The organism is Exiguobacterium sp. s149, from assembly GCF_018618395.1.
Lineage (GTDB): Bacteria > Bacillota > Bacilli > Exiguobacteriales > Exiguobacteriaceae > Exiguobacterium > Exiguobacterium chiriqhucha.
The window spans coordinates 196,617-206,196 of record NZ_JACSLZ010000006.1 but is presented as its reverse complement, the minus strand read 5'-3'; the positions used below and the strand labels follow the sequence as shown (position 1 = coordinate 206,196).

The window sequence follows — 9,580 nt, the reverse complement described above, 5'->3', positions numbered from 1 at the left end:
GAGCCAGGATCAAACTCTCCAAAGAATTTGATATAGCTCTTTAAAAATGACGAAGCTTGCGCTTCATTCAAACATTGTAAAACTTTTTTTGCCTCATCGTTCAGTTTTCAAAGTTCGTCTGCCGCTCTTGGCGACTTCATTAATTTATCACGTCGTCTATATCCGCGTCAACAACTTTTTTCACAAATTGTTTTACTGAAATAATCTTTTGCCGTGACAACGTTTATAACTATAATCTCTATTTACCACTTCGTCAATAGAAACATTACAAAAAAATAAAAAAGGTCGAGCCCCTGTCATGAGGCCCAACGCTTCAATCTTTCGCTAGCGGCACATAGCCCGTCCGCTCCACCAATGTCTGCCCTTCTTCAGATGTCATCCAATCTACAAACGGCTTATGCGTTTCATAGTTCTCTTCTGTCGTGATGGCATAAAATTCAGAAGTGATCGGATACGTCCCGTCAGCGATGGTTTCGACCGTTGGAGCGATTCCATTCACTTGAAGTAATTTAATGTCGTGATCTTCGACCATCTCGGTCGCATAGAAGCGGAAAGAGAACCCCATCGCATTTTTATGATTTGTGTATGCGGCCGTCTGTTCGATAATACCGCCCATACCTTCCGGAACATCTTCAACGGGTGCATCCATCAATTTACGATCACCCATCACCCGCTGCAAGGCCGTCTGGCTCCCGCTTCCTTCTGGACGTTGGAAGGCTCGAATCGGATCATTCTCGCCTCCGACCTCACTCCAATTATCGATGTCTCCGGCATATACTTGTTGAATCTCGTCTAATTTAAGCGAATCAACTGGATTGTCTTCATGTACAAAAAAGACAAACGCTTCGCGCCCGATTGGTGTCATGTTGAACTCCACACCAGCCTTCTTAGCCGCGGCCACTTGAAGATCTGATGGTCCTGCGACAAAGATGATGTCCGTCTTCCCTTGAATCAACCGATTGTACGCTTCTCCCGTCGTCGTTGAGACGACAGGACTCTCCTCCGTACTATACGGATTATATTCGTCAGAAGGATAAACCGCTTCGACAAAAGACGCATACAGTGGATATAGTGCCGTAGCACCATCGAGGCGTGGGAGATTTGAATCGATTCTAAACGAAGATGGCGCATCGAGCTTAGCTAAATCGGATTCCTCTTTAAACGGTTGATAGTCAAACAACTCAACACCGCGTTCTTCAATCCGCAAACCTTCTGTATACACGTAGTACCCTTTCACTGAACCGAAGAACACGACTCCAATCACGGTTCCAATCAATCCGACTCGTTTGAGTTTCCCCTTCGTTAACGACGAAAAGTCATATAGCGCCATAATGAGAATTAATAAAGCGGCAACGTACCAAATGGTCCAAAGGATCGGGCGTCCTCCTGCAATCGGATTGCCCATCGTAAAGAGTGCTGTAAAGACCGATATGACTGCGGTCACAAGCACAATCAACACACTACCGAATATAAACTTGACGATTTTCATCTGATTCAACTACTCCATTCGCTTCTATATAGTTAGGCGATCTCATAGGCGATGGCTTCGACTCCAACACCTTTTGTCGGTCGCGCAACCGAACGGACATATCCTTTGCGGACAAGGAACCCGACGATGCTACCTAGGTCGACTTTCAATGCTTGCAAGTTCGGGTGTTCCATTAATTCCGAGAACGGCCACGGTTCATCGCGTTGTTGCATCGTTTGCAGTAGCAGAAGCGTGCCCGGCAACACTTTTGATTGAATCAAATGTTCCATTCCGATAATCACCAAGTGAATCCGTTGTTCAAGCGACTCTTGTCCGCTCACGAGTTCCTCGTGGAGTTTATATATTTCTAAATCGAGTGTGCGTACTTGTTTCCATAATACGATTTCAGGATGAATCCCGGCCTCTAAGACCGATAATCTGGCCAAATGAGTCAAGGCATGATGAATTTGGGTGAAGGCGTCTTGGTGTTCCTCTTGCAAAAATAAACTTCGGCCGTCTTCAAAGCGTCGCAGCAATTTCGCAAAAGCAAGCGATAGTTGCAGACGTTGCTCATCGTTTGAGAAATTACGAAGACGTTGTCGCAAGTCTAATAAAAACGTATTTCGTTCAAACAAGACCATCCCATCTTCAATCCAGTGGATGGCCCGGCGATTCTCGTTCATCAAAATCCAGCGGTCCATCATCGAATCACTCACCAAATGGAGAATGATTTTCTCTTGTCCGACCTGATAGTGTTTCACTGTCCAGAACGGTTCTTCTTTGGCTTCAATCACAATCAACAACCGGTCCGATTGGTCTGTCAACGGATCGCGTGGTCGTTTCTTCTTCACTTCGATGATGCCAAGCGTCGTCTTCAAGGCTGCATATTCCGAATAGATCGTGCGTGTGGCATACTCCATAGTCACCTTGATACCTTCTTTCTATATGATGAACTACAAACGTCCACCCAATAATCTGATACGAAAATGATTCGCCTTCTTTTAAAATTCTCCTGCCAGCGATTGTATGAACTTCTCACGGTCGAGCAGATGAGCTATAGTAAAGACAGACATGGAGGGATTACGAAATGAAAAAACGGGGGAATAAAATCAACCGCGCTCGAAACCTTGCGTTGTTGCTCGTCTTTGCGGGAATCGGGGTCATGTATCTCGGCCTGTTGGCGAAAAGCATCACATGGCTGATGATTATTTTCATGTTGCTCGGCTTCGTGATGGTGTTATCGAGTTCAGCGCTCTACTTTATTATTGGGATGGCATCCACGAAAGCCATTGTCGTCACTTGCCCGAATTGTGAGAAACAGACAAAGATGCTCGGTCGGGTCGACTTATGTATGCATTGCGACGAACCGCTCACGATTGACCAATCGCTCGAAGGTAAAGAGTTCGACGAAAAATATAACAAACGCCAATCACATTCACACGAATAAAAAAACATCCTCAGGCAGAGGATGTTTTTTTATGTTTATGCGCTTGTTCAGCTTGGCACGCCGGGCATGTCCCATATACTTCGAGACGATGACGGTCGACTTTGAACCCTGTCAATTGAGATGCAACCGATTCGATTTCATCGAGGACCGGGTAGTTGAAGTCAACGACTTTCCCACACGCATCACAGATGATGTGGTAGTGACGCGACGTCACGAAATCAAACCGGCTCGATGCGTCGCCGTAATTCATCTCTTGGACGAGACCAACTTCTTTAAAGACGCGCAAGTTGTTATAGACGGTAGCGACACTCATGTTCGGAAATCTCGCCGAAAGTGCCTTATAAATGTCATCCGCTGTCGGGTGACTGTGCTCCGTGACGAGGTACTCCAAAATGGCCTGGCGCTGAGGCGTCATTCTGACTCCATGTTCTCGGAGCGACTGAACAGCATGGTCAAGCATTTCGCTTCCCACGTCAATCCCTCATTTCTTCTATAGAATTCATACGAAGTGTTAGTAGTAATTAACCTGTTTCTTACATAGTAATCTTTATAAATAGTGTACTGATTTCTGGAACGGTCGTCAAACGTTGAGCTTATGCGGTTGACGGCTATGATACAATAAGTGCGAATTTGTAAAAGGAGGCAATACATATGGCAACATCATCTTCACGCAACAATTCAGACGTTTTGTATACCGATGCCTTGACGCATATCGTCGGCGGGGTCAACAGCCCTTCCCGCTCATTCAAGGCAGTCGGCGGCGGTGCACCCGTTTATATGGAACGAGGAGACGGCGCCTATTTCTATGACGTCGACGGCAATCGTTATATCGACTATTTGGCGGCATACGGTCCGATTATTACGGGCCACGCTCACCCGCATATCCATAAAGCGTTAATCGCGGCTTCGTCTAAAGGACTCCTTTACGGGACACCGCATGCGCTCGAAGTCGAGTTTGCGAAAAAACTAAAGGCGGCCATCCCGTCAATGGATAAGGTCCGTTTCACCAACTCGGGGACCGAGGCGGTCATGACGACCGTCCGTGTCGCCCGTGCTTACACGGGACGCGAACTCGTCGTCAAATTCAGCGGTTGCTATCACGGCCACTCGGACTTGATGCTCATCGCAGCAGGCAGCGGACCGGCCACGCTCGGCTCACCAGATTCAGCCGGCGTCACACGGGCCACGGCGAAAGAAGTCATCACCGTGCCGTTCAATGACGTCGAGGCGTTCCGCGACATGATGCGCGAATGGGGCAGTCAAATCGCCTGTGTCCTCGTCGAACCAATTGTCGGAAACTTCGGCATCGTCGAGCCGAAACCTGGATTCCTCCAGGCCATCAACGACATCACCCATGAACATGGCGCCCTCGTTATTTACGACGAAGTGATCACGGCGTTCCGCTTCACATACGGCAGTGCCCAGCAAGTATACGGAATCGAACCGGACATGACCGCCCTCGGCAAAATCATCGGCGGAGGCTTGCCGATCGGTGCCTATGGCGGTAAAGCTGAAATTATGGAAACGGTCGCTCCGCTCGGGCCAGCTTATCAGGCCGGAACGATGGCCGGTAACCCAGCGTCGATGGCGACGGGACTCGCTTGCCTCGAAGTACTCGAGCAACCGGGTGTATATGAAAAGCTTGACGCGCTCGGCGCCCAGCTCGAGGCCGGGATTCGTGAAGCCGCGGAAACACACGGCGTGACCATCACATTGAACCGTCTAAAAGGCGCCCTTACGGTGTACTTCACGGACGAGGTCGTGACCGATTATGAAGGAGCCGAGAAGTCGGACGGTGAAGTGTTCGGACGCTTCTTCAAATTGATGCTCGAAAACGGTGTCAATTTGGCCCCTTCTAAGTATGAGGCTTGGTTCTTGACGACTGAGCATAGCGAGTCAGATATCGAAGAGACGATTGTTGCGGTGAACCGCGCCTTCGCCCAACTATAAATAAAAGGAGATGCCGCGGCATCTCCTTTTTGATTTACACCGAAGGTCGGATCCACAACTGATCGTAGCGTGGATGTCCGAATATATCGACCGGCACGTCGCCTAGAAAACTCGGGAAGCTCCGCTCCCGCTCGACATGGTATAGCGGAATGACGAGCGCCGCCTCCGTCAAATAGTGTTCCACCTCCCGATGGAGCATCGGCCAAGCGCTCATATCGGTTTGACGGTAGCGGTCCATCATCGTTTGGAGTTCCGTTTCATGTGCGACGAGCTTACCGACGAGCGACAGTTCACTCGTCAAAAAGGCGAGAAACGCCAAATCCAAGTCTTCGCTCATCATCTCCCCGCATAAAATCAAGTCGGCTCGGCGAAGTGTCTCCTCTTGCAGTAAACAACTGAGCGCATACGTCTCCGTCTCGACGGTGAAACCGGCAGCCCGCAACTTTGATGCGACAAGCGCCGCGTCTTCCGTCGCCACGTCGAACGGCAAGTGCAATAGTCGGAGCGGACGCTTAGAACTCTCGCTTGGCTCGGCCAGTGGAATCGGGCGACTCGTTTCTGGGAAGAATCCGTGGGCCACTTGATGACGTTCTCCCCCCAAATCGACGATCGCTTGTTTATTGATTGCCCGTTGAATCGTGCGTCGCGTCGCCATATCCTCTTTCAGCCAGGAGTGCTGTAAGTTGAACATGAGATAGCGAGCCCCGGCCTCGGCAATCCATTTCACGACGCTATGATTGTCTCGCGCGCTCCATTTGGCGTGATCTGCTTCCGAGAACGTGACAAACTCAACCACGTCCAATGACGGACGCGGGCGCAATCCGCGCTCGAAAGCCCGTAAACGCACGACGTCGTCGGATTGTTTCTCCAATTTGAAGGGTCCCGTCCCAATCGTCCCTTCCGCTCGTTCATATGTGATCGAGGCTGGCGTTTGAGCAAGCAAACGCTCGATGTAGGCCCGATGTGCTTTCGTATAGAGGTCGACCACATACGGTGCGGGCGAGTCGACCCGATCAATCGGTGCGAACAACCAGACTTGTTTGCCGCGAGCCAAGAGTCGGCTCAATGAGTAAACGACGTCTTTGCCCGTTAACGTCATCCCGTTGTGGAAAGTGATCCCTTTACGGATGTAACAGCGAAATCCAAATGGCGTCTCCTCCATATGATGGGCTAACGACGGTTGAACCGTGGTCCCGTCCCATTCGAACAGGCGGTCGAAGACGTGACGCGATAACGACGCCTCCATCGCGATGTGGATATCCAGCGGATCAAGTGACTCGAGTGTCCGCGTCCTCGGGAAAATAAAACGGTCTTCTTCCGTCTGTTCGAAGCCAAATCGGTTCCAAATCCGCGCTTGGATCAGTTCCCGTAATGCGGGTGGCCAATCCCACTCCAACCATTTGGCCGCCTGCGCCATCGTAGCCTCAGAAAATGAGGTTACGACCCACGCCTGGAGCGTCTCGTCAAAGTCCGACTGAAAACGAAGCCTCGATTCATGGCCGCGCCCTTTGCCAGCTTGATAGGTCACCCACCCCATCGCCTCCCATGCCTTGATATCGCGCTTCACTTGTTTCTCACTATAGCCGACCACCTCGACGGCTTGCCGGAGTGTCACGTCCATTTTGTCGGCCTGTAACGCATAGCGATAAATTGCCACTAGTTTTGCATTCATGTCATTCCCCCTAAAAGTGGACATGTCCAAATAATTTGTCTCTTTTTACCAAGTGTAGTCCACGTTTAAAGTAGTGACAAGGAGGTGCTCACGTGAAATTCAAAGATTTCCCAACTAACGTCCGACTTCGACTCGTCTGTGGGTTTTTCATCCGTATCGTCGGCTCGGCCATCTTTCCATTCATGGCTTTATATTTTTCAGAAGAACTCGGCAAAATTGCTGCCGGGATTATCATGACGTCATTCGTCATCGTCGGGTATGTCACCGGATTGTTCGGTGGGTACTTCTCGGACCGCTTCAATCGCAAGCACGTCTTACAGATTGGCCAACTCGTTCAAATCCTCTGCTTCATCGGGATGACAGTCGCGATTCACCCATCGAACAACTGGGCACTCACCGTCGCCATTTTGTATTTCGGTCACGCCGTCGCCAACGGCTTGAACTATCCGGCTCTTGAAGCGATCGTCATCGACTCGATGGAACCATCGAATCGAAAAGCGATTTATGTATATGATTACTGGCTCGTCAATTTAGCGATCGCCGGCGGTGTCATGCTCGGCGGTGCGTTCTATCGCGACTACCGGTTCGGCTTATTCATCGGGATGACGCTCGTGTTGACCATCACGACAATCGTCTTGCAACGTTATCTCGTCGATTCACATCAAGGTAACCGGTCGACGCCGGCCAACCCAATTGTCGGCGTGATTCAAAACTATCGAATCGCCCTCAATGACCGACGCTGGATGCTCTTCGTGCTCGGTAGCATGCTCGTCTTTTCGACAGAGTTCCATATGGCGAACTATATCGGCGTTCATTTAGCCGAATCGTTCCAAGAACGTTCGATTCTCGGTGTGCCGTTCGATGGTGTCCGGATGATGGCGTTCATGCAGCTCGAGAACACATTGCTCGTCGTTGCCATCACGTTCGCCTTCACCGCCTTTGTGAAACGATATCGAGAGAAATACGTATTCTTCATCGGCTTGTCGCTCTATATCACAGCGTATGCCGCCATCACATCGATGAATTCATTCTTGATTCTCGCCGTCTTGGCTGTCGTCTTCACGGTCGGCGAGTTGCTATACTCACCAATCCGCCAAGTGAAGCAAGTCGATTTGCTCGACCCGGAGCGTCGCGCATCGTACCTCGCTTTCGGGGGCCTCACGTTCCATGGGGCCAAACTTGTGGCCGCGGCCGGCATCGTCGTCGGGGCGTTCATCGGACCTATATTCATGAGCGGTTACATCTTCTTGTTCGGGGCGCTCGGGGCGTATCTCTATTACGTCTCGCTCTATAATATGGAACCGGTACGTCAGCTCGCCGCGTGACGTTTGAACGGACGCCAGAACGGAAACAGGCTAGAGTGAAGGAGGCGAATCACATGCCAGCTATTGTCTTGTTCGATGGAGACTGCAACTTTTGTGACGCTAGCGTCCAATTTATCTTGAACCGGGACACCCCTGGGAACTTCCACTTTGCCTCGCTCCAAGGCGAGACCGGGAAAATGCTACGTGAACGTCACCGCATCAGCGACTCGGTTGACAGTATCGTCTTGATTCGCGATGGCGTGCCTTATATCAAATCCGACGCGGCCGTCCGGATCGCGGAAGGATTGGACGGAAAGTGGCGTCTGCTCCGGTTCGTAAAAATCGTCCCTCAGCCGCTCCGCGACCTAGGCTATGAGTTCATCGCCAAACATCGTTACGAATGGTTCGGGCAGAAACAGACATGTAAACTGCCGACACCGGAAGAACGAAGCCGGTTTCTCGACCAACAACCAAAACCGCCGACTCGATGAGTCGACGGTTTTTTAGTCCATACACGTCAAGTACGTCCAGTGGCACTCCGGCATCGGATTGCCCATGAAACTGACACCGAGGTCATCGGCCCGGTGAATCGTCGTCCATGGGGCATCCCCGACCTGAAGATACACTTCATGATGCGGCGATTGTGTGTGACTGCCAGACAGTTTGAACGTGGCGTTATCCTTCAATTGTGCGACAATCGTATATTTGATGTCCGGCGCGATGACGAGCGGATTGCCGACCGAATGTTGCAAGCGATATGCGGTCCGCCCCCGGTCAATCTCGAGATCGTCGAGATACACTTGATCGACCGAAGCGACATCTTCTCCTGTCAGTTGATGACGGGCGTTATAGCCGCGCGTCACGCCCGCGTCTTTTTTGATAGAGACGATCGGGATGTCGTGTAGCCCTTCGACTTTCACTTCCGTCCGCGTCCGATAGTCGGTCGCGTGGACGTTATATGGTCGTCCGTCCCCTTCAAAGTAAGGATGAGGCGACAACAAGTTCGGATTTTTAATCATCGGCGGACGAATGAACGTCTGGACGCGAAGCTGAATCTGGTCGACCGTCTCCAAATCGGGACGGAGCGGACTGACGAGAAAATACATGACGAACAGCTCCTTGTCGCGCCGTGTGTCCGTCTTCAGCTCTTTGGCGAGTGACATCACTTTGCCGACAGCGTGAATGAGACTCGTCCCCGGTTTCGCATCTCGCTTCACCGGACGGAGCGCCCGGACTTCATACATCGTCGGTTCGTGCAGCGGCTTATCATCCAGATAGGCGTTCCCGACGACCTCGGCAATCCGTCGTCCCTGTCGATAAATCGCATACATCTCGACGTCAGGAATCGGATCCCATTGAAGATGAGTGCCGGTCGACGCGACGACGGCCGATGTGAGATGTCGATTCCAGTACAAGTCATCGCTCGGATCGACGGCGGCCGTATACACTTTCGCCACTTCGCCTTGCTCATCCGTAAGTCGATAGGCGACTTGTTCCCCGACGGCCGTCTCATGGTCGACATAGTGCTGGTCGGTCCCTTCGTACACATATTTCCCGTTCCGTGTGAGCCGGACCTTCCCCTCGACCGACCACGTTAGCTCGAGCGCGTCCTTAAGCGGTTTTACTGTGATTAAACCTTCCCCGTTCATCATTGGACTCTCCCCCTTTTGGCATGTCGTTTCTTCATTCCCGTCTCACTGTCACGGAAAACAAAAAAGGCCCCGAGTCTCCTCGAGGCC

Annotated in this window: 9 protein-coding genes; 4 read left to right on the top strand and 5 right to left on the bottom strand. The window is 51.2% G+C overall.

The features are described 5' to 3' along the window. Positions 1 to 313 precede the first annotated feature (313 nt). Positions 314 to 1,489 (bottom strand): PstS family phosphate ABC transporter substrate-binding protein, encoded by a 1,176-nt coding sequence (locus KNP81_RS10620; RefSeq protein WP_214719912.1) that lies wholly within the window; start codon positions 1,487 to 1,489, stop codon positions 314 to 316. A 32-nt stretch (positions 1,490 to 1,521) separates the two neighbouring features. After that, positions 1,522 to 2,388 (bottom strand): nucleotidyltransferase-like protein, encoded by an 867-nt coding sequence (locus tag KNP81_RS10615; RefSeq protein WP_214715624.1) that lies wholly within the window; start codon positions 2,386 to 2,388, stop codon positions 1,522 to 1,524. A gap of 167 nt (positions 2,389 to 2,555) precedes the next feature. Here KNP81_RS10615 and KNP81_RS10610 point away from each other — a divergent pair, with 167 nt between their 5' ends. Beyond that, positions 2,556 to 2,915 carry a YgzB family protein gene (locus tag KNP81_RS10610; RefSeq protein WP_021067733.1) on the top strand — a complete coding sequence of 120 codons (360 nt, stop codon included), beginning with the start codon at positions 2,556 to 2,558 and terminating at the stop codon, positions 2,913 to 2,915. A 10-nt stretch (positions 2,916 to 2,925) separates the two neighbouring features. Here the strand turns inward: KNP81_RS10610 and perR are convergent, their stop codons facing one another. Beyond that, the gene (perR, locus tag KNP81_RS10605; RefSeq protein ID WP_214719924.1) at positions 2,926 to 3,375 is read right to left on the bottom strand and encodes a peroxide-responsive transcriptional repressor PerR; all 450 of its coding nucleotides are present in this window, start codon (positions 3,373 to 3,375) and stop codon (positions 2,926 to 2,928) included. Positions 3,376 to 3,566: 191 nt separating this feature from the next. On the opposite strand from perR, the gene KNP81_RS10600 reads away from it, so the two are divergent. After that, positions 3,567 to 4,865: a glutamate-1-semialdehyde 2,1-aminomutase gene (locus tag KNP81_RS10600; protein WP_214719911.1), complete on the top strand. Its 1,299-nt coding sequence runs from the start codon at positions 3,567 to 3,569 to the stop codon at positions 4,863 to 4,865. Between the two features lie 34 nt (positions 4,866 to 4,899). On the opposite strand, the gene KNP81_RS10595 is transcribed toward KNP81_RS10600, so the two are convergent. Next, positions 4,900 to 6,537 carry an ABC transporter substrate-binding protein gene (locus KNP81_RS10595; protein ID WP_214719910.1) on the bottom strand — a complete coding sequence of 546 codons (1,638 nt, stop codon included), beginning with the start codon at positions 6,535 to 6,537 and terminating at the stop codon, positions 4,900 to 4,902. Between the two features lie 92 nt (positions 6,538 to 6,629). On the opposite strand from KNP81_RS10595, the gene KNP81_RS10590 reads away from it, so the two are divergent. Together KNP81_RS10590 and KNP81_RS10585 are read left to right on the top strand one after the other, a co-directional pair. Further along, on the top strand, positions 6,630 to 7,862 hold the full coding sequence (locus KNP81_RS10590) for an MFS transporter (protein WP_214719909.1): 1,233 nt from the start codon (positions 6,630 to 6,632) through the stop codon (positions 7,860 to 7,862). 53 nt (positions 7,863 to 7,915) lie between these two features. Continuing rightward, complete coding sequence (locus tag KNP81_RS10585; RefSeq protein ID WP_214719908.1) at positions 7,916 to 8,332, top strand: thiol-disulfide oxidoreductase DCC family protein; 417 nt, start codon at positions 7,916 to 7,918, stop codon at positions 8,330 to 8,332. Between the two features lie 12 nt (positions 8,333 to 8,344). On the opposite strand, the gene KNP81_RS10580 is transcribed toward KNP81_RS10585, so the two are convergent. Then, a complete protein-coding gene (locus KNP81_RS10580; RefSeq protein ID WP_214719907.1) occupies positions 8,345 to 9,493 on the bottom strand; it encodes a DUF3238 domain-containing protein in 1,149 nt (382 codons plus the stop codon). Positions 9,494 to 9,580: the final 87 nt, after the last annotated feature.

Bases quoted from the DNA above. Each gene is read 5' to 3' on its own strand.
- KNP81_RS10620 (WP_214719912.1), bottom strand. From the start codon at position 1,489: ATGAAAATCGTCAAGTTTATATTCGGTAGTGTGTTGATTGTGCTTGTG.
- KNP81_RS10615 (WP_214715624.1), bottom strand. From the start codon at position 2,388: ATGGAGTATGCCACACGCACGATCTATTCGGAATATGCAGCCTTGAAG.
- KNP81_RS10610 (WP_021067733.1), top strand. From the start codon at position 2,556: ATGAAAAAACGGGGGAATAAAATCAACCGCGCTCGAAACCTTGCGTTG.
- perR (WP_214719924.1), bottom strand. From the start codon at position 3,375: ATGCTTGACCATGCTGTTCAGTCGCTCCGAGAACATGGAGTCAGAATG.
- KNP81_RS10600 (WP_214719911.1), top strand. From the start codon at position 3,567: ATGGCAACATCATCTTCACGCAACAATTCAGACGTTTTGTATACCGAT.
- KNP81_RS10595 (WP_214719910.1), bottom strand. From the start codon at position 6,537: ATGAATGCAAAACTAGTGGCAATTTATCGCTATGCGTTACAGGCCGAC.
- KNP81_RS10585 (WP_214719908.1), top strand. From the start codon at position 7,916: ATGCCAGCTATTGTCTTGTTCGATGGAGACTGCAACTTTTGTGACGCT.
- KNP81_RS10580 (WP_214719907.1), bottom strand. From the start codon at position 9,493: ATGATGAACGGGGAAGGTTTAATCACAGTAAAACCGCTTAAGGACGCG.